The 24,071-nt window shown below is 68.7% G+C and carries 20 protein-coding genes; 7 read left to right on the top strand and 13 right to left on the bottom strand.

The window, feature by feature from the left end; genetic code table 11:
* Positions 1–44 precede the first annotated feature (44 nt).
* Together RV045_RS10335 and RV045_RS10330 are read right to left on the bottom strand one after the other, a co-directional pair.
* Complete coding sequence (locus RV045_RS10335; protein WP_423235706.1) at positions 45–458, bottom strand: VOC family protein; 414 nt, start codon at positions 456–458, stop codon at positions 45–47.
* A gap of 43 nt (positions 459–501) precedes the next feature.
* Positions 502–1,395: a LysR substrate-binding domain-containing protein gene (locus tag RV045_RS10330; protein WP_423235705.1), complete on the bottom strand. Its 894-nt coding sequence runs from the start codon at positions 1,393–1,395 to the stop codon at positions 502–504.
* Positions 1,396–1,513: 118 nt separating this feature from the next.
* Between RV045_RS10330 and RV045_RS10325 the strand changes: the two genes are divergently transcribed.
* Genes RV045_RS10325 through RV045_RS10310 form a run of 4 tightly spaced genes read left to right on the top strand, consistent with a single transcriptional unit; the run spans position 1,514 to position 7,155 of the window.
* The gene (locus RV045_RS10325) at positions 1,514–2,656 is read left to right on the top strand and encodes a branched-chain amino acid ABC transporter substrate-binding protein (protein ID WP_423235704.1); all 1,143 of its coding nucleotides are present in this window, start codon (positions 1,514–1,516) and stop codon (positions 2,654–2,656) included.
* 36 nt (positions 2,657–2,692) lie between these two features.
* Positions 2,693–4,225, top strand: coding sequence for an L-piperidine-6-carboxylate dehydrogenase (gene amaB / locus RV045_RS10320; RefSeq protein ID WP_423235703.1), 1,533 nt, complete (start codon positions 2,693–2,695; stop codon positions 4,223–4,225).
* Positions 4,218–5,402 (top strand): NAD(P)/FAD-dependent oxidoreductase, encoded by a 1,185-nt coding sequence (locus RV045_RS10315; RefSeq protein ID WP_423235702.1) that lies wholly within the window; start codon positions 4,218–4,220, stop codon positions 5,400–5,402. Before amaB ends, RV045_RS10315 begins: the two co-directional genes overlap by 8 nt.
* A 25-nt stretch (positions 5,403–5,427) precedes the next feature.
* The gene (locus tag RV045_RS10310; protein WP_423235701.1) at positions 5,428–7,155 is read left to right on the top strand and encodes a thiamine pyrophosphate-binding protein; all 1,728 of its coding nucleotides are present in this window, start codon (positions 5,428–5,430) and stop codon (positions 7,153–7,155) included.
* Here the strand turns inward: RV045_RS10310 and RV045_RS10305 are convergent.
* Both RV045_RS10305 and uvrA read right to left on the bottom strand, forming a co-directional pair.
* Complete coding sequence (locus RV045_RS10305; protein ID WP_423235700.1) at positions 7,152–7,364, bottom strand: DUF3565 domain-containing protein; 213 nt, start codon at positions 7,362–7,364, stop codon at positions 7,152–7,154. The two genes, RV045_RS10310 and RV045_RS10305, sit on opposite strands and share 4 nt — an antisense overlap.
* A gap of 36 nt (positions 7,365–7,400) precedes the next feature.
* The gene (uvrA, locus tag RV045_RS10300; protein ID WP_423235699.1) at positions 7,401–13,313 is read right to left on the bottom strand and encodes an excinuclease ABC subunit UvrA; all 5,913 of its coding nucleotides are present in this window, start codon (positions 13,311–13,313) and stop codon (positions 7,401–7,403) included.
* An 89-nt stretch (positions 13,314–13,402) separates the two neighbouring features.
* Between uvrA and RV045_RS10295 the strand changes: the two genes are divergently transcribed.
* The 3 genes from RV045_RS10295 to RV045_RS10285 all read left to right on the top strand — a co-directional run bounded on the left by RV045_RS10295 (position 13,403) and on the right by RV045_RS10285 (position 14,302).
* Entirely contained in the window at positions 13,403–13,636 is a 234-nt protein-coding gene (locus RV045_RS10295; RefSeq protein WP_423235698.1) for a hypothetical protein, read from the top strand.
* Positions 13,637–13,722: 86 nt separating this feature from the next.
* A complete protein-coding gene (locus RV045_RS10290) occupies positions 13,723–14,028 on the top strand; it encodes a type II toxin-antitoxin system Phd/YefM family antitoxin (protein ID WP_423235697.1) in 306 nt (101 codons plus the stop codon).
* Positions 14,021–14,302, top strand: coding sequence for a Txe/YoeB family addiction module toxin (locus tag RV045_RS10285; RefSeq protein ID WP_423235696.1), 282 nt, complete (start codon positions 14,021–14,023; stop codon positions 14,300–14,302). The genes RV045_RS10290 and RV045_RS10285 overlap by 8 nt, the downstream gene beginning before the upstream one ends.
* Before the next feature lie 43 nt (positions 14,303–14,345).
* On the opposite strand, the gene RV045_RS10280 is transcribed toward RV045_RS10285, so the two are convergent.
* The 9 genes from RV045_RS10280 to RV045_RS10240 all read right to left on the bottom strand — a co-directional run bounded on the left by RV045_RS10280 (position 14,346) and on the right by RV045_RS10240 (position 23,987).
* Positions 14,346–14,996: a PDZ domain-containing protein gene (locus RV045_RS10280; RefSeq protein WP_423235695.1), complete on the bottom strand. Its 651-nt coding sequence runs from the start codon at positions 14,994–14,996 to the stop codon at positions 14,346–14,348.
* A 23-nt stretch (positions 14,997–15,019) separates the two neighbouring features.
* The gene (locus RV045_RS10275; protein WP_423235694.1) at positions 15,020–16,846 is read right to left on the bottom strand and encodes an aminopeptidase P family protein; all 1,827 of its coding nucleotides are present in this window, start codon (positions 16,844–16,846) and stop codon (positions 15,020–15,022) included.
* Positions 16,843–18,810, bottom strand: a complete 1,968-nt coding sequence (gene dxs, locus RV045_RS10270) for a 1-deoxy-D-xylulose-5-phosphate synthase (protein WP_423235693.1) — start codon at positions 18,808–18,810, stop codon at positions 16,843–16,845. The genes RV045_RS10275 and dxs overlap by 4 nt, the downstream gene beginning before the upstream one ends.
* A gap of 27 nt (positions 18,811–18,837) precedes the next feature.
* Positions 18,838–19,791 (bottom strand): polyprenyl synthetase family protein, encoded by a 954-nt coding sequence (locus RV045_RS10265; RefSeq protein WP_423235692.1) that lies wholly within the window; start codon positions 19,789–19,791, stop codon positions 18,838–18,840.
* Between the two features lie 154 nt (positions 19,792–19,945).
* The gene (gene nadS / locus RV045_RS10260; RefSeq protein WP_423235691.1) at positions 19,946–20,236 is read right to left on the bottom strand and encodes a NadS family protein; all 291 of its coding nucleotides are present in this window, start codon (positions 20,234–20,236) and stop codon (positions 19,946–19,948) included.
* A 3-nt stretch (positions 20,237–20,239) separates the two neighbouring features.
* A complete protein-coding gene (locus RV045_RS10255) occupies positions 20,240–20,551 on the bottom strand; it encodes a type II toxin-antitoxin system RelE/ParE family toxin (RefSeq protein WP_423235690.1) in 312 nt (103 codons plus the stop codon).
* 66 nt (positions 20,552–20,617) lie between these two features.
* On the bottom strand, positions 20,618–21,823 hold the full coding sequence (locus tag RV045_RS10250; protein WP_423235689.1) for a DUF1501 domain-containing protein: 1,206 nt from the start codon (positions 21,821–21,823) through the stop codon (positions 20,618–20,620).
* 36 nt (positions 21,824–21,859) lie between these two features.
* The gene (locus tag RV045_RS10245) at positions 21,860–23,425 is read right to left on the bottom strand and encodes a DUF1800 domain-containing protein (protein WP_423235688.1); all 1,566 of its coding nucleotides are present in this window, start codon (positions 23,423–23,425) and stop codon (positions 21,860–21,862) included.
* Positions 23,426–23,462: 37 nt separating this feature from the next.
* Entirely contained in the window at positions 23,463–23,987 is a 525-nt protein-coding gene (locus tag RV045_RS10240; RefSeq protein WP_423235687.1) for a hypothetical protein, read from the bottom strand.
* Positions 23,988–24,071 lie beyond the last annotated feature (84 nt).

Raw genomic sequence — 24,071 nt, 5'->3', positions numbered from 1 at the left:
GCAGCTTGATCAATAAAATCCTGATTCCAAGCGAACATCAAGCCTCATTCCGGCAAATGACACACCGCCTCAATATTATTACCTTCAGGATCGATGACAAAAGCGCCATAATAATTCGCATGGTATTCAGGACGCAGACCGGGGGCGCCGTTGTCTTTTCCTCCGGCCGCGATAGCCGCTTTGTAAAAAGCATCAACCTGAGCCCGATTCGCTGCACGCCACGCAAGATGGCAGCCCGAAGTGGCTGTGGGCCCGCCATAAGGCGAAGGACCATCAATAAACCAGACATCGGCTTTTTTGCCATCAGGCTCGGTGGTGTCCGGGTAGGCAAAGCCCAGAATATTTGATCCGAAATTGCCTTCAAAGCACATGCTGTAACCCAGCGGAGCCAGAGCGGCGCTGTAAAACGCTTTGGTGCGGGCCATATCGGTTACACGAAATGTCATGTGATCCAGCATGAGGGGTCTCCTTGGGTTTCTGGTGCATCCATAATACCAGGCCTCAGCCTCCACTTTCCCCGACCACCCAGTCCTCGAACGCCAGCAGCGCCTCGCTGGGGATGCGCTGGGCGCTGCGGGCCAGCCAGTAGCTCTGGGTGCCGGGCAGCGTGCGGTCGCTGGCGCGCACAAGCTGGCCTTGATCCAGGGCGTTCTGCGCCAGAGTCTGCGGCAGCAGGCCCACGCCCAGGCCCGCCGTGACGGCGGCGATGACCATGGAGAACAGCTCGTAGCGCGGCCCGCGCTGCACAGGCAGCGGGCAGTTCCAGCCCTGCAGTGCGTACCAGTCGGCCCAGGCGCTGGGGCGGCTGTGCAGGTGAATGTGGGTCAGGCCGTGCCAGGCGGCTTCGGTCGACAGATCATGCTGGCGGGCCAGATCGGGGGCGCACAGGGCCAGGCAGTCGCCGTCGCTGGCGATGCGTTGGCCGGTGGTGCCGGGCCACAGCGCGGTTCCGGCGCAGATGACGGCGTCGAAATCGCTGCCATCCAGGTCAAAAGGGTCGGAGCGCACCGACAGATGCACCTGGATGTCCGGCCGCCGCGCTGCCAGCGCAGGCAGGCGCGGGATCAGCCACTGCGTGGCAAAGCTGGGCACCACGGCCAGGCTCAGCGCATAGCCGCCCTGGCGGTCGTTGGCGATGGCGCGGGTGTCGTGCGCCAGGCCGCTCAGGTGCAGGCGCACGCGCTGGGCGTAGTGGTGGCCGGTATCGGTCAGCGTCACGCGGCGGCGGTGACGCACGAAGAGCGCCGTGCCCAGGCGGTCTTCCAGCGCGGCCACGTGGCGGCTGATGGCGCTGGCCGTCAGCGCCAGTTCGTCGCCCGCGCGCGAGAAATTCCCCAGCCGCGCCGCCGCCTCAAAAGCCTGCAGCAGGCCCAGGGCTGGAATGCCGTTGCGCATATTGGGCTCCCGTTTTTATTGTTCAGAAAACTCAACAACTCTTCAAAGATTGGCATTTTGCCGCAAAGCGCATCGGCCCTAGCATGGCTGAACAACACATCCAACAGGAGACTCCACCATGACCCCTTCCCGCACCGCGCGCCTGGCGCTTCTTCCCGGCCTGATCGCCCTGCTTGTGCCCGTCGCCGCGCAGGCGCAAGACGTGCAGGTGGTGAAAATCGGTCACGCTGCGCCCCTGTCGGGCGGCATGGCGCACTGGGGGCGCGACAACGAAAACGGCGTGCGTCTGGCCATTGAAGAGCTCAACGCCGAAAAACCCGTCATCGGCGGCAAAGCCGTGCGCTTCGAGCTGCTCTCCGAGGACGACCAGGGCGATCCGCGCCAGGCCGTCACCGTGGCGCACCAGCTGGTGGACGCGGGCATCAAGGCCATGCTGGGGCACTTCAACTCGGGCGCGGCCATTCCGGCCTCGCTGATTTACGCCAAAGCCGGCATCCCTGACCTGTCCAGCGCCACCAACCCCGGCTTCACCGACCAGGGGCTGAACAATGTGTTCCGCATCGTCGCCAGCGACGCCGATGTCGGCGCCGTGCTGGCGCGCATGACGGTGCAGCAGCTCAAGGCCAAACGCATCGCCATCATCGACGACCGCACCGCCTACGGCAAAGGCTCGGCCGATGGCTTCGCGGCGCGGGTCAAGGCGCTGGGCGCCGAAGTGGTCGCGCACGAGTACGGCAGCGACAAGAGCGTCGATTACTCCGCCATCCTGACCAGCATCCGCGCCAAAAAACCCGACGTGATCTTCTACGGCGGCGTGGACGCGCAAGGCGGCCTGCTGGCCAACCAGATGAAGCGCCTGGGGGTGGATGCGAAGCTGGTGGGCTCCGACGGCCTGTGCACCGCCGAAATCGTGCGCATCAGCCAGAACGCGGTCAACGACATGCTGTACTGCAGCCGGGGTGGCGAAGACCTGCTCAAGCGGCCCAAAGGCGCCGATTTCGCACAGCGCTACAAAGCGCGCTTCAAATCTGACGTGCTGACCTACGGCCCCTTCCTCTATGACGGCATGAAAGTCATCGCCGCCGCCATGAAAGCCGCCGACTCGACCGACCCGGCCAAGGTGCTGCCCGCCCTGCGCGGCCTGACTTACGATGGCGTCACCAACACCTTCAGCTTTGACGACAAAGGCAACCTGAAGAACCCGGTCGTCACCACCTACCGCTACCAGGGCGGCCAGCCGGTGCAGATTCAGGTGCCCTGATCCTCCTTCCAGAAATACACGCGACCCAGGAGCCCCATGATTGCCTCCCCCCAACGACTGCAGCAGGTTCTGAAGAGCCTTGATCTTGATCTGACCCCCTGGAGCGGCAGCGGCTGCACCAGCCGTGCGCCGCGCGATGGTGCAAACCTGGCCGAGCTGCGCACCCACAGCCTGCAGGAAGCCGACGCGATGCTGGATGCCGCGCACGCCGCCTGGCTGCGCTGGCGCAGCACACCCGCGCCGGTGCGCGGCGAACTGGTGCGCCGCCTGGGCCAGACCCTGCGCCAGCACAAGGCCGCGCTGGGCGAGCTGGTTTCGCTGGAGGCGGGCAAGATCACCTCTGAGGGCCTGGGCGAAGTCCAGGAAATGATAGACATCTGCGACTTCGCCGTCGGCCTGTCGCGCCAGCTGCACGGCCTGACCATCGCCAGCGAGCGCCCCGGCCACCGCATGATGGAAACCTGGCACCCGGTGGGCGTGGTGGGCATTATTTCGGCCTTCAACTTCCCCGTGGCGGTCTGGTCGTGGAACAGCGCGCTGGCGCTGGTCTGCGGCAATGCCGTGCTGTGGAAACCGTCCGAGAAAACGCCGCTGACCGCCATCGCCTGCCAGCACCTGCTGCAGCGCACCCTCGCCGATTTCGAGGCCGAACAACCCGGCACCGTGCCGCCGGGCCTGAGCCAGCTGCTGATCGGCGGGCGCGAACTGGGCGAGTGGCTGGCCGCGCAGCCGCGCGTGCCGGTGGTGAGCGCCACGGGCTCGACGCGCATGGGCCGCGACGTGGCCGTGCGCGTGGCGCAGCGCCTGGGACGATCCATTCTAGAACTGGGCGGCAACAACGCCATGATCGTCACACCAAGCGCCGACCTGGAGCTGGCGGCGCGCGCCATCACCTTCTCGGCGGTGGGTACGGCGGGGCAGCGCTGCACCTCGCTGCGCCGCCTGATCGTCCACGAATCGGTGATCGAGCCTCTGACGCGCCGCCTGGAAGCCATCTACAGCAGCATCGCCGTGGGTGACCCGCTGGCCGATGGCACGCTGGTCGGCCCGCTGATCGACCGCGCCGCCTTTGACGCCATGCAGGCCAGCCTGGACCAGGCCCGTGCCGAGGGCGGCACCGTCACGGGCGGCGAGCGCGCCTGCAGGGGCCTGGGCGACGACGCCTGGTATGTGCGCCCGGCGCTGGTGCGCATGAGCGCCCAGTCCGGGGTCATGCGCCACGAAACCTTCGCGCCCATCCTCTACGTGCTGCCGTATTCGGGCGACGTGGACGCAGCGATTGCGCTGCAGAACGACGTGCCCCAGGGCCTGTCGTCGGCGATTTTCACCGGCGGCCTGCGCGAGGCGGAGGTCTTCCTGTCGCCTTCGGGCAGCGATTGCGGCATCGCCAACGTCAACATCGGCACCTCGGGCGCCGAAATCGGCGGCGCTTTTGGCGGCGAAAAAGACACCGGCGGCGGCCGCGAATCGGGCTCGGACGCGTGGAAGGGCTATATGCGCCGCGCCACCAACACCATCAACTACAGCGGCGCGCTGCCGCTGGCCCAGGGCGTGAGATTCGATGTCTGATCTGCCGCTGGTCATCGTCGGCGGGGGCGTGATCGGCAGCGCCATCGCCTACTTCCTGAAGCGCCAGGCGCCGCAGCAGGACGTGGTGGTGGTCGAGCGCGATCCGGTCTACACGCGGGCCTCGTCGGCGCTGTCGGCCAGCTCGATCCGCCAGCAGTTCTCCACGCCCATCAACATCGCCATTTCGCAGTTCGGGGTGGGTTTTCTGCGCCAGATGGGCGATCTGCTGGCGGTGCCGGGGCAGCCCGCGCCCGACGCCGGTCTGGTCGAAGGCGGCTATCTGTATCTGGCCACCCCGGCGGGCGAGCCCGTGCTGCGCGCCAACCACGCTGTGCAGCGTTCGCAGGGGGTGGATGTGGCGCTGCTGTCGCGCGATCAGCTCGCGCAGCGTTTTCCATGGCTGGACACCAACGGCCTGGTGCTGGGCTCGCTGGGCCTGAGCGCCGAGGGCTGGTTTGACGGCTATCTGCTGCTGCAGGCGCTGCGCGCCAAAGCCATCGCGCTGGGCGCCCGCTTTGTGCGCGCCGAAGCCACGGGCGCGCAGCTGGAAACGGCGGACGGCGTACACCATGTACGCGCCCTGCGCCTGGCGGATGGCAGCACCCTGGCCTGCAGCGGCCTGGTCAACGCGGCAGGGCCGTGGGCACGCCAGGTCGCGGCCTGGCTGGACATCGATCTGCCCGTGTCGGCACGCCGCCGCACGGTCTTTCACCTGAGCAGCCCGGCGCACCTGCAAGGCTGTCCGCTGCTGATCGACCCCAGCGGCATCTGGCTGCGCCCCGAGGGCAAAGGCTATCTGTGCGGCTTCTGCCCGGTGGGCGACGACCCGGACGACCTTCCGCTGGAGCCCGATCACGCGGCGTTTGAAGATCACGTCTGGCCGACGCTGGCGGCGCGCATCCCCGGCTTCGAGGCGCTGCGCGTGCAAAGCGCCTGGGCCGGTTACTACGAGATGAACACTTTCGACCAGAACGCCCTGGTCGGGCCGCACCCCGCCTGCGACAACGCCTGGCTGGCCAACGGCTTTTCGGGCCACGGCCTGCAGCAGGCGCCCGCTGTCGGGCGCGGCCTGGCCGAGCTGATCCTGACCGGCCGCTACCAGAGCCTGGACCTGAGCGATCTGGGTTTCGAGCGCGTGCAGCGCGGCCAGCCCCTGCGCGAGCACTGCATCATCTGAACGGATCTGTGAACGGACTTTGCCCATGACTTCCGCCCTCCCCGCCACGCGTCCCGCCCCACGGGCGGGCGGCCAGATCGTCGTGGACCAGCTCGTGCTGCACGGCGCCCGCCAGGTCTTCACCGTGCCGGGCGAGAGCTTCCTGGCCGTGCTCGACGCCCTGCACGACGCGCCCATAGACCTCACCGTCTGCCGTCAGGAAGGCGGCGCCTGCATGATGGCCGAAGCCCAGGGCAAGCTGACCGGCCGCCCCGGCATCTGCATGGTCACGCGCGGCCCCGGCGCCACCAACGCGGCTGCGGGACTGCACATCGCCATGCAGGATTCAACGCCGCTCATCCTGTTCGTCGGCCAGATCGAGCGCAGCGCACGCGGCCGCGAGGCCTTCCAGGAGCTGGATTACCGCGCCGTCTTCGGCCCCATGGTCAAGTGGGCGGACGAGATCGACGACATCCGCCGCATCCCCGAGCTGATCGCCCGCGCCTGGGCCGTGGCCTGCAGCGGCCGCCCCGGCCCCGTCGTGCTGGCCCTGCCCGAGGATATGCTGGTCGAGACCGCCCCCGTCGCCGACGCCCGGCCCTGGACGGCCCCACCCGAGCAGGCGCCCGGCGCCGCCGAACTGGCCGGGCTCATGGATCGCGTCAGCGCCGCACAACGCCCCATGCTTGTCGTGGGCGGATCGCGCTGGAGCGCGCAGACCAGCGCTCATCTGGCGCGCATCGCCGCGCACCACGCGCTGCCGGTGGTGTGCTCCTTCCGGCGCCAGACGGTTTTCCCGGCCGATCACCCCTGCCACGCAGGCGACCTGGGTTTTGGCCCCGACCCCGCGCTGCTGCAGCGCCTGCGCGACGCCGATCTCGTCGTCCTGCTGGGCGGGCGGCTGTCGGAAGTGCCCTCGCAGGGCTACACCCTGCTCGATATTCCGGCACCGCAGCAGGCGCTCGTCCACATCCACCCCGATCCGGACGAACTGGGCCGCGTCTACCAGGCCGATCTGGCCATCGCCGCCGCGCCGGACGCACTGTGCGCCGCCTGGGCACAGGCCATCAGCCGGGATTTTTCACAGCCCCCACCCGCCTCGCCCGGGCTTCTCGCCCGCGTGCAGGCCGCACACGCGCAAGCGCTGGCCTGGAGCGACGCCCGCGCCATCCGCATCCCCGGCCGTCTGCAGATGGGCCAGGTCATGCAGCACCTGCGCAGCACCCTGCCCGGCGACACCATCGTGTGTAACGGCGCGGGCAATTTTGCGCTGTGGGTGCACCGCTTCTGGCGCTTCACCACGCCGGGCAGCCAGCTCGCGCCCACCAGCGGCAGCATGGGCTACGGCCTGCCCGCCGCCGTGGGCGCGCAGCGCCTGTGGCCCGAACGCACCGTGCTGTGCGTGGCCGGCGACGGCGATCTGCTGATGCACGGCCAGGAGCTGGCCACCGCCGTGCAGTACAGCCTGCCGATCATCGTCATCGTCATCGACAACGGCATGCTGGGCACCATACGCATGCACCAGGAGCGCGAATACCCCGGCCGCGTCACCGCCACCGCGCTGCACAACCCGGATTTCGCCACCTGGGCACAGTCCTTTGGCGCGCAGGCCGAACGGGTCGAAGACACAGCCAGCTTCGCCCCCGCCCTGGCCCGCCTGCGCCACTGGGCCGCCCAGCACCGTCGCCCCGTGCTACTGCACTGCCTGATCGACCCGCAGGCCATTTCGCCGACCCGAACGCTGGATGAGGTGCGGGGCACGCGGGCGACTTAAACCGGCAGCCCGTCGCGCGGCGCCCCAGCGTCGCATTTGCGGCAATCGAGCCGCGCGCCGATCTGCGCAGCACGGCCCTCGGGCGTCACCACCCAGGGCCGGTTGATCCAGGGCGGATCGTGGCGCACGTGCTGATTGTGGCCGCAGGCCAGCCGGGCGACCCAGTGCTGCTCGTCATCCTGGTGGTAGGCGATGATGGGCTGTTTCATGGCCGGAGGGCTGCAGATGACGCAGAAAGCGGCATCTTACAGCTCCCCCGCCAGCGCCCGCCCTGTGTGCGTGGGCATCCGGGCCAGATCGGCCGGAGCGGCCTGCGCGATGATCTGGCCGCCACCGCTGCCGCCCTCAGGGCCCAGGTCGATGACCCAGTCGGCGGCAGCGACCAGCTCCAGATCGTGCTCGATCACCACCACGCTGTGCCCGGCAGCGACCAGGCGGTGCAGCACGCCGATCAGGCGGCGCACGTCGGCCATGTGCAGGCCCACCGTGGGTTCGTCCAGCACATAGAGCGTCGGGATGGCTTTCTGGCGAGCCGTGGGATCGTCGCGCACCTTGACCAGCTCGCTGACCAGCTTGATGCGCTGCGCCTCGCCGCCCGACAGCGTCGGGCTGGGCTGGCCCAGCGTCAGATAGCCCAGACCCACGTCCTGCAGCAGCTTGAGCGGGTGGCGGATGGCGGGCATGGCCTCAAAGAAATCCAGCGCGTCGTCCACCGTCATCTCCAGCACTTCGCCGATGGATTTGCCGCGCCAGGTCACCGCCAGCGTCTGGGCGTTAAACCGCTGGCCGCGACAGACGTCGCACAGCACTTTCACGTCGGGCAGAAAGCTCATCGCCAGCGTCTGCCAGCCCTGGCCTTCGCAGGCCGGACAGCGGCCCGGGCCGGTGTTGAAGGAGAAGCGCGCCGCCGTGTAACCGCGCGCGCGCGCGTCCAGCGTCTGCGCGAACTGGGCGCGGATCGGCGACCAGAAATCCACGTACGTCGCCGGGCAGGACCGGGGCGTCTTGCCGATCGGCGTCTGATCGACCTCCAGCACCCGCGCCACGGCGTGCAGGCCCTGCAGGCGCAAGCCGGGCACATCGGCCAGGACCGGATCGAACCAGACCTTACTCTTGGCGGCCAGCGCCTGCACCTCGGCGCGGGTCGGCGTGGGGTGCAGGCGCAGCGCTTCCTGCACGCCGCGCAGCAGCACGTCGCGCGCCAGGCTGGATTTGCCGCTGCCGCTCACCCCGGTGATGGCCACCAGGCGCTGCAGCGGCAGGCTCACAGCCACATCGTTCAGGTTGTGCAGCGTGGCGCCCTTCAGGTTCAGCACCGGGTGGCTGCCGTCGCCGACCGGTCGTCGCGGCGCATCCAGCGCCTCACCGCTGTCGCGCAGGCACTGGCCGGTCAGTGATCCGGGCGTGGCCATGATGTCGGCCAGCGTGCCTTGCGCGACGACCTGGCCGCCGCGCTGTCCGGCGCCGGGCCCGATGTCGATGATGTGATCGGCCTGGCGTATGGTGGCGGCGTCGTGCTCGACCACCACCAGGGTGTTGCCCTGATCCTTCAGGCGGCGCAGCGCGCCCAGCAGCAGGCCGTTGTCGCGCGGGTGCAGGCCGATGGTGGGCTCGTCCAGCACGTAGCACACGCCCTGCAGGCGGCTGCCCAGCTGCGCGGCCAGACGGATGCGCTGCGCCTCGCCGCCCGACAGCGTAGGCGCGCCCCGGTCCAGCGTCAGGTAGGACAGCCCGACCTGCTGCAGGAAGCGCAGGCGGTGACCGATTTCGGGCAGCACGTCGCGGGCGATGCCGCGCTCGCGCAGCGACAGCGCTGCGCCGTCGTCTTTTTCCAGCCCTTCCAGCCAGACCAGCGCCTGATCCACCGTCAGCCGCGCCAGCTCGGGCAGCGACAGGCCGGCAAAGCGCACCGCGCGCGCCTGTGCGTTCAGGCGGCTGCCCTGGCAGTCGGGACAGGCGCTGCCGCGATCCAGATCAACATCGGCTTCGGCCAGCTGCTGCTCGCGGCCTTTTTCGCGGTCGGGCTGGCTGTCGTCCAGCGCCTCGCGCTGGTCGCGCGACAGGCGCAGGCCCGTGCCCACGCAGGTCGGGCACCAGCCCTGGCGGCTGTTGAACGAAAACTGGCGCGGATCCAGCGGTGCGTAGCCCGTGCCGCACTGCGGGCAGGCGTGCACGCTGGACAGCACATGGATGCGGCCCACGCCCGCGCCGCCATCCAGCGCCATGGCCGATTCCAGGCCATCCAGCGGCGCCAGCACATGCGCCACGCCCCGGCCCTTGTCCAGCGTCCGCTGCAGCAGATCGCGCAGCAGGGCTTCGGTGTCCGGCCCGACGCGCAGATCGCCCATGGGCAGCTCCAGCGTGTGCAGGGCGTAGCGGTCCAGTTTGGGCCAGGGCGCGACCGGAACAAAAGCGCCATCGACACGCAGGTGCGTGGCCCCACCGGCCTTGGCCTGGCGGGCCAGATCGGTGTAGAGGCCCTTGCGCTGCACCACCAGCGGCGCCAGCAGGCCGATGTGCTGCCCCGCGTGATCGCGCTGGATCTGCGCCAGCATGGCCTCCTGGCTCTGCGCGCGCACCGCCGTGCCGTCGTGAACGCAGTGCTGAACGCCCAGCCGCACCCACAGCAGGCGCAGGAAGTGCCACAGCTCGGTCACCGTCGCCACCGTGCTTTTGTGGCCGCCCCGGCTCAGGCGCTGCTCGATGGCCACCGAAGGCGCCACGCCCAGAACGGCGTCCACCTCGGGACGCGGCGGCGGCTGCACCAGGCTGCGCGCGTAGGCACTCTGCGAATCCAGGTAGCGGCGCTGGCCTTCGCCGAAGATGATGTCAAAGGCCAGCGTCGATTTGCCGCTGCCGCTGACCCCGGTGATGACATTGAGCTGCCCATGCGGCAGGCTGACGCTGAGATCTTTCAGATTGTGTTCGCGCGCGTGCAGCACGCGGATGGCGTCCTGCAGCCGTCCGCCCCAGGGCGCAGCGGGCTCGGTCACCTGCAGCGCTGCGCCTGAATCGCCCCCGGGGTTGGCCCCAATCTCGGCCTGATGGCGGCGCACGTCGGCAGCAAAACCTGCGCCGTGCTGGCGCAGGGCCGCGCCGGTGTGCGAGCGCTCGTCGGCCATCACCGTGGCGATATCGCCCGCGACAACGACCTGGCCGCCCGCATCGCCGCCGTCAGGTCCGAGATCAATCAGCCAGTCGGCGTTGCGCATCACGTCCAGGTTGTGCTCGATGACCAGGACGCTGTGCCCGGCGGCGACCAGCTGGCGCATGGCCTTGAGCAGACGGGCGATGTCGTCAAAGTGCAGGCCGGTGGTCGGCTCGTCGAAAAGGTAGAGCACGCCTTTGCGCGCCAGCTTCTGCGCGCTGTTGGACGTGCGCGCCGCCGTTTCGGCCAGGAATCCGGCCAGCTTGAGCCGCTGCGCCTCGCCGCCCGACAGCATGGGCACGGGCTGGCCCAGGCGCACATAGCCCAGGCCCACATCGGCCAGCGGCCGCAGCTTGCGCAGCAGATCGCGCTCGGTGGCGAACAGCTCCAGCGCTTCGTCCACCGTCAGCGCCAGGATATCGGCGACGTTCAGCCCGCGCCCCGCCCGCTCCACCGTCACCTGCAGGATCTCCGGCCGGAAACGCGCCCCGTCGCAGTCCGGACAGCGCAGGTAGACGTCGGACATGAACTGCATCTCGACGTGCTCGAAGCCCGATCCACCGCAGGCCGGGCAGCGCCCGGTGCCGCTGTTGAAGCTGAAATGGCTGGCCGTGTAGCCGCGCTCGCGGGCCAGCGGTGCGGCGGCCAGCAGCTTGCGCAGCTCGTCAAACGCGCCGACAAAGCTGGCTGGGTTGGATCGCGCCGTCTTGCCGATCGGGCTCTGATCCACAAAAGCCACGCCGGAGAGCTGCTCCGCGCCCAGCAGTGCGCCGTGCGCGCCGGGCGTGTCGCTGGTCTGGCCGAAGTGACGCATCAGCGCGGGCGCCAGAATGTCCTGCACCAGCGTCGATTTGCCGCTTCCGCTGACGCCGGTCAGTACCACCAGACGATTCAGCGGCAGGCTGATGTCGATGTGCTTCAGATTGTGCTGGTGCGCGTCCTGCAGGATCAGGCGCGGCGTGTTGTCGGGCACCGGCTTGCGCGGCCCGGCCTCGACACGCAGGCGCTCGCCCAGGTAGGCGCCGGTCAGCGTGTCGGCCTTCGCGGCCTCCAGCGGCGTGCCGTCGAAGACGATCTGCCCACCGCGCTCGCCCGGGCCGGGTCCGATGTCGATCAGGCGGTCGGCGGCGGCCATGACGGCCGGGTCGTGCTCGACCACCACCAGGGTGTTGCCCGCATCGCGCAGGCGCTGCATGGCGCGCACCACGCGGTCCATGTCGCGCGGGTGCAGGCCGATGCTGGGCTCGTCCAGCACAAAGAGCGTGTTGACCAGCGACGACCCCAGCGCCGCCGTCAGGTGGATGCGCTGCACCTCGCCGCCCGACAGCGTGCGGCTCTGACGATCCAGCGTCAGGTAGCCCAGGCCGATGTCGCACAGATAGCCCACCCGCGTGCGCGTTTCTTCCAGCACAAAGCGCTGCGCCCGGCGCTGCGCGGCACCCGCGCTATCAGGGTCTTCGCGGCGTTCGCGGTCGGCGGCGGCGGCGTGCATGGCGTCCAGCAGACGGCGCAGGCGATCCTGCGGCAGCGTCATCACATCGGCGATGTTCAGGCCCGGCAGGGTCTGCAGCTGCTGCGCCGTCCAGTCCACCCCGGGCGGACGCTGGCGCTGCGCGGGCGGGCACAGCTCTTCCAGCACAGGCGCAGGCACTTCGGTGGCAATGCGCCACAGCAGCGCCTCGGGCTTGAGCCGCGCGCCCAGGCACTGCGGACAGGTCGTGTAGCTGCGGTATTTGGACAGCAGCACGCGGATGTGCATCTTGTAGCTTTTGCTCTCCAGATAGGTGAAGAAACGGCGCACGCCGTACCACTGTCGGTTCCAGTTGCCTTTCCAGCCCGGATCGCCCTCGATGACCCAATCGCGGTCGGCGGGCGGCAGGTCGCGCCAGGCGATGTCGGTGGCCACACCGCGCAGGGCGGCGTAGCGCATGAGATCATCCTGACATTCCTTCCAGGCGGGCGTGGACAGCGTCTTGACCGCGCCGTCCTGCAGGCTTTTGCGCCCGTCGGGTACGACCAGATCCCAGTCCACGCCGATGACGCGGCCAAATCCCCGGCAGTGGCTGCAGGCGCCGTAGGGCGAGTTGAAGGAGAACATCGCGGGCACCGCCGCCGCGTAGGAGCGCCCACTGTCGGCGCAGTGCAGGCCCTGGCTGAAGCGCCAGACGCGCCCCTCCCCTGCAGCCAGATCACCGGCATCGCCATCCGCCTGTCCGTACACCGTGCAGCGTCCGCCGATGGCAGCGTCGGCGCCCTCGGCCTCCCCGCCCTGCTGCGCCAGCGCCGAGACGTGGCCGTATTTCAGCGCCACTTCCAGCGCTTCGACCAGACGCTGCTGCGGCACGCTGCCGATGCGGAAACGGTCGGCAACAACTTCCAGCAGCACGCCCCCGTCTTTCCCGTCCACTTTGCCAGCCTGTTCGTGGCGGGCGTGGATGCGCGTGAAACCGCTGGTGGACAGCCACTGCTGCGCCTGTTCCTCGCTGGTGCCCGCCGGCATCAGCACGGCGAAGGTGACAATCAGGCGCTGCTGCGGGCTGTCCGCGCAGTCGCGGCGCAGCGTCGCGGCCATGCGCGCGGCATCGTCGCTGCGCACGCGCTGCGCGGTCTGGGCGTCGAACAGGTCGGCGCTGCGGGCGAAGAGCAGCTTGAAGTAATCGTTCAGCTCGGTCATCGTCCCGACCGTGGACCGCGACGTACGCACCGGATTGTTCTGCGCAATGGCAATCGCCGGGGGAATGCCTTGCACGCTGTCCACCTGCGGCTTGTCCATGCGGTCCAGAAACTGGCGCGCATAAGCCGAAAAAGTCTCGACATAACGCCGCTGGCCTTCGGCATACAGCGTATCGAACACCAGGCTGGATTTGCCGGAACCGCTGACGCCCGTCACCACCGTCCAGGTGCCGGGCACGATGTCCAGATCGAGATTCTTGAGATTGTTCTGGCGCACCCCGCGCAGGCGCAGGAGCGCAGGCGCACCGGACGATTTGGGGGGCTGGGGAGCATTCATGGGGATTTCCGGCAGGCAGCAAAAGGCAGGTTTATCATTCTAGGCTGCCCTCAAAACCGGCGCCTTGAGCCGGACTCGCCCTGATCCCCATGAATCAAGCCCCGCCCCCCGACAGAATCCGCTGGCTCAAACCCAGCGGTGCGCCCGTGTCCTGCACCGAAAAAGTGAAGGTTCTGGACGAAAACTACGCCGACCTGCGCCAGCAGCTTCAGGACATGCTGGACGACGCCCTGCTCATGGGCTGCGACGAAGCGCAGGTGCGCCAAGCCTTCGCCCACCTGGCGCTGGGCCTGCCCGCCACGGTGGCGCCGTCGGGGGAGTGAGGCCGTTGCTTGCCATCCACAGCATTTGCAGCCAAACTGCCTGACAGAATTTCTGTGCGGTATCCAGACATGACAAGGACGGCATCATGCCCATCGAAACGACCTACAGTCAGGCCCAAAGCCAGCTAAAAAGGCTGATGGACCGGACCGTGGAGGACCGCGAAATCGTGGTGGTGCGCCGACCTTCTGGTGGCGATGTGGCCTTGATCGCTGCCGACGAGCTCCAGAGCCTCATCGAAACCGCCCACCTGCTGCGTTCGCCAGCCAATGCCAGACGCCTGCTGACCGCCCTGGCCCGTTCCGGGAACGAGACGCTGCCCGCGCTGTCGCTGGATGAACTGTCTCACCGGCTGGATGTTCCCCCCGCCGGGCAGCTTCGTGGGAATGCCTGAAACATCCGCCCGAAGTGAACGGCTGGCGGTCTGCCACCCAGAGTTTCTGGAAGATCTCCAGCACTGGGTGGAAACTGACCGCCGCACCGCCAAACGGCTGCTCGATCTGGTTCGGGCTATTTTGTGCGATCCGTTGGACGGTATCGGCAAACCAGAGCCGCTGAAGTATCTAGGCGCAGACGTCTGGTCTCGCCGGATCACGCAAGAGCATCGCGTTGTTTACCTGATCAGAAACAACCGCGTCGAGTTTTTGCAGGGGCGCTACCACTACTGACCACGGGCCTGTGATCCGCAGCAACCCCGCGATAAGAACCCGCTTACTGCGCTGCCCCTTCCGTCGCCACCCGCGTCACGATGCGGCACAGGTTGGCGGCCAGGGCGGGGGTGATGGGCTGGTTGATCGGGGCCAGATCGGCCTCGTTGGGCACCCAGGGCGGTGGCAGGAAGGACACGCTGGTGCTGGCCCCGGCGCGCACGAAAGAGAGCTGCACGGGCGAGAGCGGACGCACGGCCGCAATCAGATTGGTCAGCGAAGCGCTGTTGGTGATGTCCACGCCCTGCAGGCGGGTGATGCGGTCGCCGATTTCGACCGACCCGGCCAGCGGCGAGCCCGGCAGCAGCTTGTAGACATAGACGCCCCGGCTGCCATCGGGCAGCGGGCAATCGACGGTGCGCAGGCCAAAGCGTGCGCGCGGCACGCCCGACTGGGCGGCGGGCGGCAGCGCAGGCACCGCGGCCGGCGATGCCGGAACGGGCACAGGCGTCGCCGGGGTGGCGTGTGACATCAACCCCTCGGGCCAGGAACTGGAACCCGGGTAAACGCGGCCGTCGGCCGGAGCCGATCCGGCTGACACGCCGGGCAGCTGGGGCAGCGGAACGGGCGGCAGCACAAAGGGGGTGGAAGCACAGCCGCCCAGCAGCAGGGCGGTCAGAGCTGAAAGGGTCAGCGTGGCGTAACGCAGGCGCATGGGGAATCTCCGAACAGAAAAAATCAGCTCATCCAGGGTCGGGTGCGGGCCTGCAGCCAGTCGCGGGCAGCGCCCTGGACGTGCGGCGAGACGCGGCGCCAGACTTCGGCGTGGTAGGCGTTCAGCCAGTCGATCTCGTCGGGGCGCATCAGTGCGGCCTCCAGGCAGCGGGTGTCGATGGGGCACAGGGTCAGGGTTTCGAAGGCCAGCATCTCGCCGAAAGTCCCGCGCTCGTGCGTGGCAAAAGGCACGCTGGCGACCAGATTCTCGAAGCGCACGCCCCAATGGCCCTCGCGGTAAACGCCGGGCTCGATGGACGTGATCATGCCCTCGCGCAATGCCGTTTCCGGGCGCGGCAGGGCTTTGGAAATGCGCTGCGGCGGTTCGTGCACGTTCAGGCAGTAGCCCACGCCGTGGCCGGTGCCGTGGCCGAAATCCAGGCCCTCGGCCCAGAGCGGCGCCCGCGCGATCGCGTCCAGCATGGGGCCGGGCGTGCCGACGGGGTAGACCGTGCGCGACAGCGCGATCATGCCCTGCAGCACGCGGGTGCAGTCGCGCTTGTGTTCGCTGCTGGGCATGCCAATGGCCCAGACGCGGGTGATGTCGGTGGTGCCGCCCAGGTACTGGCCGCCCGAATCGATGAGCAGCAGGCCGTTGCCGCTGATCGTGGCGTGCGCCTCGGGCAGCGCGCGGTAATGCGGCAGCGCGCCGTTGGCGTTCCAGCCGGCGATGGTCGAAAAGCTCAGGCTGACAAAGCCCGGCTGCCTGGCGCGCTCGGCGCTCAGCCACTCGTCCACCGTCAGTTCGGTCACGGTCTGCCCAGCGGCCAGCGCGGCCTCGAAGCGGGCGTAAAAGGCCGCCATGGCAGCGCCGTCGTGCTCCATCGCCTGGCGCACGTGCGCCAGCTCCTGCGGCGTCTTGCAGGCCTTGGCCATCATCACCGGACAGAGCTGCTCGCGCACCTTGACGTGCGCGGGCACCTGCTGGCGCAGGCCGTGAGTGACACGCGCCGGATCGAGCATCAGCACCGCATCGTGCGGCAGGCCGGCCAGCGCGGGCGCGATCTGCGGGTAATCGTGCAGCCAGATGGCGCTTTCGGCCAGCGCCGCCGCCAGGGCGGGTTCCACCTTGCCGGGTTCGATGAAGAGCCGCACCTCGCGCGCATCAACCAGCGCGTGCGCGACAAAAACCGGGTTGTAATCGACGTCGCTGCCGCGCAGGTTGAGCAGCCAGGCGATATCGTCCAGCGTCGCCAACCACAGGTGCGTCGCCCCCTCCGCCGCCATCTGGGCGCGAAGGGTGGCCAGGCGATCTTCGACACTCACGGTGGCGTACGGCGGGCTGTGGCGCCACACCGGGGCCTGCGGCAGGCCAGGCCGGTCGGCCCACAGGCTGTCAAAAGCATCGATGTCGCCGCGCAGGGCGATGCCGTGGGTTGTGAGCTCGAACTGCAGCGTCTGCCAGGCGCTCAGCGACAGCACCTGGCCATCGACGATCACCGTGGCGCCCTGCGCCAGATGGCTGTTGAGCCAGCGTGCCACGTCCAGCGTGCTGCCCTGCTCGGCACGCACCAGCTCGAAACCGCTGCCCGCGAGCTGCGCGGCGGCCTGCGTCCAGTAGCGGCTGTCGGTCAGCACCCCGGCGGCGTCCGCCGTGATGACGGCGACCCCGGCCGATCCGGTGAAACCGCTGATCCAGGCGCGGGTGTTCCAGCGCTCGGGCAGGTATTCGGACAGGTGCGGATCGCTGCTGGGCACGACAAGCGCCTGCGCGCCCAGCGCCTGAAGCAGCTTGCGGGCATGCGCCAGGCGCTGCGCGGGAGAGCTGGCGTGGTCCAGGGCAAGGCTCATGCGGAGGTCTCCCGGGAGGTTTTGGACGCCGCAGCCAGCGTGGCGCGGCGGATGAAATCGGAGATGGCCGACTGGATGCCTGCCGCGTCCAGGCCGCAGGCCGAGAGCAGCGCGCCGCGCTCGCCATGTTCGATGAACTGGTCGGGCAGGCCCAGATGCAGCAGCGGGCGCGTCAGGCCCAGCTGGCTGAGCGCCTCGGCCACCGCGCTGCCCGCGCCGCCCGCGACGGCGCCCTCTTCGACCGTGACGATGAGATCGTGCTCCAGCGCGGCCTGGCGCACGGCTTCGACGTCCAGCGGCTTGGCGAAGCGCATGTTCCAGACCGAAGCGTCCACGCCCTCGGCGGCCTCCAGCGCGGCGTAGAGCAGCGGGCCAAAAGCGAGCACCGCGACCGACAGGCCCAAGGCTTCGTCAGCCCGGCTACTGTGTGTGCTGGTGCTGGTGCTGGTGCTGGTGCTGGTGCGTTTGCGGCGGCGCTCGGCGCGTCCCCAGGGCAGGGTCGCCAGCCCAGGCAGCACCGCCACGCCCGCGCCACTGCCGCGCGGGTAGCGCACCGCCGCCGGGCCGTTGTGGGCGAAGGCGGTGGACAGCAGCTGGCGGCATTCGTTCTCGTCGGCGGGCACCAGCACCGCCAGGTTGGGCACGCAGCGCAGGTAAGCGATGTCGTAGTTGCCCGCGTGCGTGGCGCCGTCGGCGCCAACCAGGCCCGCGCGGTCCAGGGCAAACATCACCGGCAGATTCTGGATGGCCACATCGTGGATCACCTGGTCGTAGCCGCGCTGCAAAAACGTGCTGTAAATGGCCAGGACGGGTTTGAGCCCCTCGCAGGCCAGACCGGCGGCGTAGGTGACGGCGTGCTGCTCGGCGATGCCGACGTCGGCGTAGCGCTGCGGGAAGCGGCGCTCGAACTCGACCATGCCCGAACCTTCGCGCATCGCCGGGGTGATGCCGACCAGGCGCTCGTCCGCCGCTGCCATGTCGCACAGCCACTGCCCGAAGACCTGCGTGAAGGTCTGCGCGCCCGCCTTAGCGGGTTGCAGGCCAACAGCCGGGTCGAACTTGCCCGGGCCGTGGTAGGCGATGGGGTCGGCCTCGGCCAGGTCGTAGCCCTTGCCCTTGCGCGTGATGATGTGCAGGAACTGCGGCCCGCTGCGCTCGCGCAGGTTCTGCAGCGTGGGAATCAGGGCATCCAGGTCGTGGCCGTCGATGGGACCGACGTAGTTGAACCCGAACTCTTCAAAAATCGTGCCGGGCACGACCATGCCCTTGGCGTGTTCCTCGAAGCGGCGCGCCAGCTCGTACAGCGGCGTGTGCTTGAGCACCGATTTGGCGCCTTCGCGGGCGGCGCTGTAAAAGCCGCCGCTCATCAGGCGGGCCAGGTATTTGTTCAGCGCGCCCACCGGCGGGCTGATCGACATGTCGTTGTCGTTGAGGATGACCAGCAGGTTGGCGTGCGTGTCGCCCGCGTGGTTCAGGGCCTCGAAAGCCATGCCGCCGGTCAGCGCCCCGTCGCCGATGATGGCCACGGCGCGGCGCGATTCGCCCTTGATGCGCGCGGCCATGGCCATGCCCAGCGCGGCCGAAATCGAGGTGGACGAGTGCGCGGTGCCAAAGGCGTCGAACTCGCTCTCGTCGCGGCGCGGAAAGCCCGACAGGCCGCCCAGCTGGCGCAGCGTGGGCATGCGGCTGCGTCGCCCGGTGAGCATCTTGTGGGGATAAGTCTGGTGGCCCACGTCCCACACCAGGCGGTCCTGCGGGGTGTTGTAGACGTAGTGCAGCGCGATGCTCAGTTCGACCGTGCCCAGGTTGGACGACAGATGTCCGCCGGTGCGGCTGACCTGGCCCAGCAGATCCTGGCGCAGTTCGCGGGCGACCTGCTCAAGCTGGTCGGGCCGCAGCTGGCGCAGGTCGGCTGGGCTGGAAATCGTGTCCAGCAGCGGGGTGGATGTCACGGTCAGGGTCATGGCGTTCCTTGCGGTCCTTCGGGGCCGTCAGTGGCTGCGCGACACGACCTGGTGGGCCAGATCGCGCAGCGGGCGGGCGCCCGGGAGCGGCAGATGGCAGGCGTCCAGCGCCGCCAGCGCGCGTGCGTGGATGTCCAGCGCGTAGGCCTGCGCCGCCGCCAGCCCCATCAGCGAGACAAACGTCGGCTTGTTGCTGGCCTCGTCCTTGCCCGCGGTTTTACCCAGGGTGGAGCTGTCCTGGGTCACGTCCAGAATGTCGTCGACCACCTGGAAGGCCAGGCCCAGCCAGCGGCCGTAGTCCATCAGGTGCGGCCAGACAGGCTGATCGACACAGGACGCGAGCTGGTGCTGGCCGCTGCTGTCGGCATCCCCGGCCATGGCGCCCATCGCCACGCTGGCCTGCAGCAGGCAGCCGGTTTTCAGGGCGTGCATGTGCTCCAGCCCCGCCAGATCCAGGCTTTTGCCGACGTGCATGAGATCAATCGCCTGCCCGCCCGCCATGCCCGCGTGTCCCGCCGCGCGGGCCAGGCAAGCCACCCAGCGCGCCTGCAGTGCAGGGGCAATGCCGGTTTCGGGCGTGAGCACCTCGAAAGCCAGCGCCTGCATGGCGTCGCCCGCCAGCATGGCCATGGCTTCGCCGTGAACCACATGCGTGGTGGGCTGGCCCCGGCGCAGGACATCGTCGTCCATGCAGGGCAGATCGTCGTGGACCAGCGAATAAGCGTGGATCAGCTCCACCGCCACAGCCGCCCGCAGCGCGGCCGGACGGCTGCCGCCCAGCGCCTCGCAGGCGGCCAAAACCAAGAGCGGTCGCAGGCGTTTGCCGCCCTGCAAGCTGGCGTAGGCCATAACTTCGGTCAGGCCCCCAGCGCCCCGGGGCGGAATCGCCGCCGCCAGCGCCTCATCCACGCGCGCCACCGCCTCGTCCACCCAACGGGTGTGGGCGGGATCAGGCAGCGGTGCAGCAGAAATAGCGCTCATCGGTGGCGTGGGCCGGGTGGCCGTGGGTCGTGCTGAAGAAATGAAACAGCCGCACGGCAGGCCTCTCAGTGGCCCAACCCTGCAGTCGGGCATTGTAAACCGGTGCTACCGGATGCTCATCAAAGCGGGCCGGGCCGCACACCTGAACACCCCATCACGCGTGCAGGGTTCTGAGTGCCACTTCCGGTGCCATCGACACGATTCTGAGCAGTGCTGCCGCTGGCCCGGTTGGCTGGCGACGCCGCTGCTCCCAGTTCTGCAGCGTTTTGACGCTGACTTGCATCAGACGGGCGAACTCGCTCTGCGAGAGCCCCATCTGATCGCGAACCGCTTTGACGTCCGGCGCAGCCACCGTAAAGCGCCGCGACGCAGGAGCTTCGCCGCGAGCAATTTCCCTGGCTTCTTTCAGGCTTTGCATCAGGTCATTAAACAGCGCTTGTTCCATGGCTCAAAGGTCTTTCACAAAATCACGCAGCAGGACGGTTTCGCGGTCAGTCAGGGTATCTTTCTTCGATTTCGGGTAAATCAGCAGCATATAAATCTGACCATCAGCCCGAACCCAGTAGTAAATCACCCTCAAACCGCCACTCTTACCTTGCCCAGGAAGCGCGTGACGCAGCTTGCGGATGCCTCCACCGCCAGAGAGAAGATCTCCGCGTTCCGGGTTATTAACCAGAACAGTCTGAAGGGCAGCGTATTCATCATCCGTCATCAACCCGGCAAGCAGGCGGGTGAAGGTCGGGGTTTCGATGAATTCCATGGGCTTGCACTATATCCGCCATTGGCGGATAGCACAATGTGAGAATGTCATGAGCAACCGTCGCCATCAGCTCCAGTCCACCCCCAGACGCTCGCGGGCGATCTGGCGCAGCAGGACGCGGTAGTCGGTCCTGATGGGCAGATCGCGGTGGTCGTTGAGGGTGTCAGCGGTCAGCACGGTTCCGGACGCGCCCTCGCCAAAAACCGCCGGGCGGTTCAGCCCGCCACCCATGACCCAGTAGGCGGTGCCGTAGCCGTGGTCGGTGCCCCGGCTGCCGTTTTCGCGGAAGGTGCGCCCGAACTCGGACACCACCACCACCGTGGTGCGCGCCCAGGCGTCGCCCATGGCGCTGGCGTAGGTGGCCAGGCCCTCGCCCAGCTCGGCCAGGCGGTTGGCGAGCTGGCCGGTCTCGCCGCCCTGCCCCACGTGCGTGTCCCAGCCGCCGATATCGACAAAGCCGACGTTGAAATGCCGCCGCATCTGACGCGCCACGGTTGAAGCGTCCTGCGCAAAACCGCGCGCCGTGACCGCCTTGCGGTCGGCCGGCTGGGCGTGCGCCATGGCCTGGTCCTGCTGGCGGTCCAGCCTGTCCTGCTCCTGCAGATCCAGCCCGGATTCCAGCGCCTGACCCAGCGCGGCCACGGACCGGTCGGCATACAGTTCGCGCAGCGCGCCGCGCAGCTGGGGGTCCAGCGGCTGGCGCGCGCCGCCCTGCAGCGGAAAATTGGGCAGCACGCCCGGCCCGCGCAGCGCCAGCGGGCGTATCTGCGTGAAAGCCAGCGGGCTGACCGGCGCGGGCAGCGACTGCGCCAGACGGTAGAGCAGGCCCTGCGCGGGTGGGCGCAGCGGCTCGCGGCCATCGAGGCCGTATTCCAGCCTGTCCTGGCTGTCAAAGTGGCTGCGCGTCGTGCCCGGAATGCCGACAAAAGGCACAAAACCCAGCTCGCGATTGTCCAGATAAGCACCCAGCGGCCCGGCCAGCGCCGGGTGCAGTCCCCAGCCGTCGTTCAGCGATCGCAGCGCACCACGCGGCACCGCGATGGTCGGCCTGGCCTCGAAGTAAAAATCGCTGAAAGCGGGCACGAGCACGTTGCAGGCGTCGTAGGCGCCGCGCAGGAAAACCATCAGAAAGCGCGGGCTGTCCGGCCCGGGCTCGCCGCCCAGTGCGGTCGTGGGCAGCGCCAGCAGGCGGCTGCTGGCCGTGGCGGCCACCAGACCCGCACTGGCCTGCAGCCAGCGGCGGCGCGAAAGGCGATGGGAGGCAGAGGACACGGCAGACTCCTTCAGGATGGCGCCCGGATCATCCGATCACTGGCGCATGAATTCGGGCGATGACAGCAGCAGCGCAGTCGCCGTCACAGGCTTGTCCTGGGCCGCCAGGGTGGCGCGGGTGGCCGGGCTCAGGAGAGGCGACACAGCCAGCTGCGCCAGCGGCGTTGGCACCGCCCCCGCCGCTTTGGCGATGGCGGCCGCGCGAGCGGCCAGGCGCTGGGCGATGCGCACGCGCATCGCCATCTGCACGGGGGTCAGCCACTCGCGGCTGTCCAGCGGATAGCCTTCGGGCGTGCGGTGGCCAAAAAGCTCTTCATTCAGTTCGGCCGGGACGCGCCAGGCCTCGTCGACCCAGGCGCTGCGTCGGTCGACGGGCAAGGTCTGCGCCAGCGTACGCACCAGCGCCACGCTGTACTGCCAGGGGCTGCGCAGACGCTGGCCCAGCGCGGCGTCCAGCTCGGGCGCAGTCAGCAGCACGCGCAGCACGCTCGCGATATCGCCCTGGCTCTCCAGATAAGTGCGAGAGAGACGCTCGATGAGCGCTTTGGGCGCGCGTGCGGCGTCGTCGGCGACAAAGTAGCTGTAAAGCTGGCGGCTGAGGTGGGTGGCCGTGGCCGGGCTGCTGGCCAGGCGGGTGATGATGGTCTCGAACTCCGGCCAGCCTTCGCCCGGCAGTGTGATGCCCAGCAGCGTCTTGCTGCCGTAGTCGTGCCGCGCCGGGTTGTAGGCCAGCGCGTTGGTCACAAAAACCTCGGCGCCCCGCTGGGTGGCCAGCTTGCCCTTGAGCTGCGGCCCCTGCCCGCCCGGCGCCAGCTCCAGCCCGGTCAGCACGCGGGCCATTTCCTGCACGTCCTGCTGGGTGTAGCCCTGGTTGAGGCCCAGGGTGTGCAGCTCCATGAGCTCGCGGGCGTAGTTCTCGTTGATCTTGCCCGCGCGGTTGCTGGTGTTGTCCAGATAGGCCTGCATGGCCGGGTGCAGCACGGTGGCGCGCAGCAGATCGCGGAACGACCCCAGTGCCAGCGGCCGCAGCGTGCGCGCGTAATCGCCCGCCATGGCGCCGATGTCATCCTTGCCCGCGAACACCGAGAAATGATTCAGCCAGAACCACAGCATCTGCTCGCGCAGCACCTGCGGCGAGAGCACGGCCTCGCGGAATATCGTGGTGCGCGCCTGCACGAGACGGTCGCGCACCTCGTCGCGGTCGGCCTTCTGCAGGGCGGCGGCGCGGGCCGTGGCCTCGGCATCGCCCGGCTGGGCGGCGCGGGTGGCGGCGCGCGCCTCCTGACGGCGCTGCATCCAGTCGGCGATGGAGGCTTCGTCAGAGACCGTGTCCGCATCATCTTTGGGCGGGGCCAGCTGGGCCGCCAGCCAGGCGCTGCGACCAAGGCGGGCCAGATCGGCCACGCTGTCTTCGGTGACGCCGCCGCTGACGCGGTTGAGCCAGCGCAGGTCGGCCAAAGACAGTGGCGCAGACTCAGAAGCGCTCTGGGCCCGGGCCAGCACCGGCAGGCCCTGCAGGCCCACAAAGCCCAAGGCGCCCACCCCGCCCAGCAGGCTCAGGGTGCGGCGTTTCAGCGTCAGACTGGAATCGGGCGCAGTCATCATCATCCCCAAGATGGACGTTCAGAACGCGCGGCCCTCAATGGTCGCGGCCATTTCCGTGACCATGCCCGCGGCCGTGTTCCCAGCCTCGGCCCTTGTCATCATCATGGCCGTGCTCGCGTTTTCTGTCGTAGCCGCGCGAACCCGGCGAGACCTCGTGGCGACTGCCCAGGCCCACATAACGCAGCTCACCGCGCTTGAGCGCCTGAAACTGCGCCGAGCCGGGCTTGATGCCCAGGTTCTGCGCCAGACGACCCCAGCCGCGCTCGCGGCGGTAGTGGTCGTAAACCTCCAGCGGCGGACGGCCCGACCACTGCGACAGCTGGTAAATCATGAAGACATCGCCGGGCTGACGCACCTGCCGTGTGATGACGCTGACCTGGGTCACCGGCACCCCGAACTGCGCCGAAATGGCCGCCGGAAAGCCGCCCAGGTTGGCCTGCGCCTGCACGTTGACGCTGCGCAGGAAAGTATCCAGACCATCAGCGCGGGCGGGCACCGCGGCCACGCTCAGGGCCAGAACGGCGGCGGTGGCCAGCAGGGGTTTTTTCCAGGGGGTCATGCGTGTCTCCATCTGTGCTTGCGCGATGCCGGTTGGATCGCCCGAAGGCGCAGCAAGTTCCGGTAAAGCTGTGCAAAGACAGAA

The organism is Amphibiibacter pelophylacis, assembly GCF_037688875.1.
Lineage (GTDB): Bacteria > Pseudomonadota > Gammaproteobacteria > Burkholderiales > Burkholderiaceae_C > Amphibiibacter > Amphibiibacter pelophylacis.
Note: the sequence above shows the minus strand (reverse complement) of the source record. Positions and strands in the feature narration are given on the sequence as shown.

Coding starts and splice junctions, on each gene's coding strand:
- RV045_RS10335 (WP_423235706.1), bottom strand. CDS start 458: ATGCTGGATCACATGACATTTCGTGTAACCGATATGGCCCGCACCAAA.
- RV045_RS10330 (WP_423235705.1), bottom strand. CDS start 1,395: ATGCGCAACGGCATTCCAGCCCTGGGCCTGCTGCAGGCTTTTGAGGCG.
- RV045_RS10325 (WP_423235704.1), top strand. CDS start 1,514: ATGACCCCTTCCCGCACCGCGCGCCTGGCGCTTCTTCCCGGCCTGATC.
- amaB (WP_423235703.1), top strand. CDS start 2,693: ATGATTGCCTCCCCCCAACGACTGCAGCAGGTTCTGAAGAGCCTTGAT.
- RV045_RS10315 (WP_423235702.1), top strand. CDS start 4,218: ATGTCTGATCTGCCGCTGGTCATCGTCGGCGGGGGCGTGATCGGCAGC.
- RV045_RS10310 (WP_423235701.1), top strand. CDS start 5,428: ATGACTTCCGCCCTCCCCGCCACGCGTCCCGCCCCACGGGCGGGCGGC.
- RV045_RS10305 (WP_423235700.1), bottom strand. CDS start 7,364: ATGAAACAGCCCATCATCGCCTACCACCAGGATGACGAGCAGCACTGG.
- uvrA (WP_423235699.1), bottom strand. CDS start 13,313: ATGAATGCTCCCCAGCCCCCCAAATCGTCCGGTGCGCCTGCGCTCCTG.
- RV045_RS10295 (WP_423235698.1), top strand. CDS start 13,403: ATGAATCAAGCCCCGCCCCCCGACAGAATCCGCTGGCTCAAACCCAGC.
- RV045_RS10290 (WP_423235697.1), top strand. CDS start 13,723: ATGCCCATCGAAACGACCTACAGTCAGGCCCAAAGCCAGCTAAAAAGG.
- RV045_RS10285 (WP_423235696.1), top strand. CDS start 14,021: ATGCCTGAAACATCCGCCCGAAGTGAACGGCTGGCGGTCTGCCACCCA.
- RV045_RS10280 (WP_423235695.1), bottom strand. CDS start 14,996: ATGCGCCTGCGTTACGCCACGCTGACCCTTTCAGCTCTGACCGCCCTG.
- RV045_RS10275 (WP_423235694.1), bottom strand. CDS start 16,846: ATGAGCCTTGCCCTGGACCACGCCAGCTCTCCCGCGCAGCGCCTGGCG.
- dxs (WP_423235693.1), bottom strand. CDS start 18,810: ATGACCCTGACCGTGACATCCACCCCGCTGCTGGACACGATTTCCAGC.
- RV045_RS10265 (WP_423235692.1), bottom strand. CDS start 19,791: ATGAGCGCTATTTCTGCTGCACCGCTGCCTGATCCCGCCCACACCCGT.
- nadS (WP_423235691.1), bottom strand. CDS start 20,236: ATGGAACAAGCGCTGTTTAATGACCTGATGCAAAGCCTGAAAGAAGCC.
- RV045_RS10255 (WP_423235690.1), bottom strand. CDS start 20,551: ATGGAATTCATCGAAACCCCGACCTTCACCCGCCTGCTTGCCGGGTTG.
- RV045_RS10245 (WP_423235688.1), bottom strand. CDS start 23,425: ATGACTGCGCCCGATTCCAGTCTGACGCTGAAACGCCGCACCCTGAGC.
- RV045_RS10240 (WP_423235687.1), bottom strand. CDS start 23,987: ATGACCCCCTGGAAAAAACCCCTGCTGGCCACCGCCGCCGTTCTGGCC.